Source organism: Rhodoplanes roseus (genome assembly GCF_003258865.1).
Taxonomy (GTDB): Bacteria; Pseudomonadota; Alphaproteobacteria; order Rhizobiales; family Xanthobacteraceae; genus Rhodoplanes; species Rhodoplanes roseus.
Window position 1 is genome coordinate 1 of the sequence record NZ_NPEX01000680.1, and the last position, 388, is coordinate 388.

The following is a 388-nucleotide window of genomic DNA, read 5'->3' on the forward strand; positions in this document are numbered from 1 at the left end:
CCGTCCTACCTCGCGTTCGTCTCCAAGCTGATCCCTCGGGAGAATTCGGAGAAGAACTACGTTTCGAAGGGCAAACCCGGCCTCAACGAGAATTACGGGGCCCCGTTCGCGGTGAGCCTGAAGCCCTTCACCTCGCCGCTCGGGCTTCCCTGCCAGGCCCCGCCCTGGGGTTACGTCGCGGGCGCCGACCTCACCACGGGCAAGGTCGCCTACATGCACCGAAACGGGACGGTGCGCGATCGCTCGCCCATCCCGCTGCCGTTCAAGATGGGTGTGCCAGACCTCGGGGGCCCGATCCTGACGGCTGGCAATCTCGCCTTCATGAGCGGCTCGCTCGATTATTATGTTCGCGCCTTTGATGCGACGACAGGCAAGCAACTCTGGCGTG

1 pseudogene is annotated in these 388 nt (G+C 64.2%); it reads left to right on the forward strand.

Annotated features, from left to right (window positions below):
* A pseudogene (locus CH341_RS31955) lies at positions 1-388 on the forward strand (membrane-bound PQQ-dependent dehydrogenase, glucose/quinate/shikimate family); the annotation flags it as partial.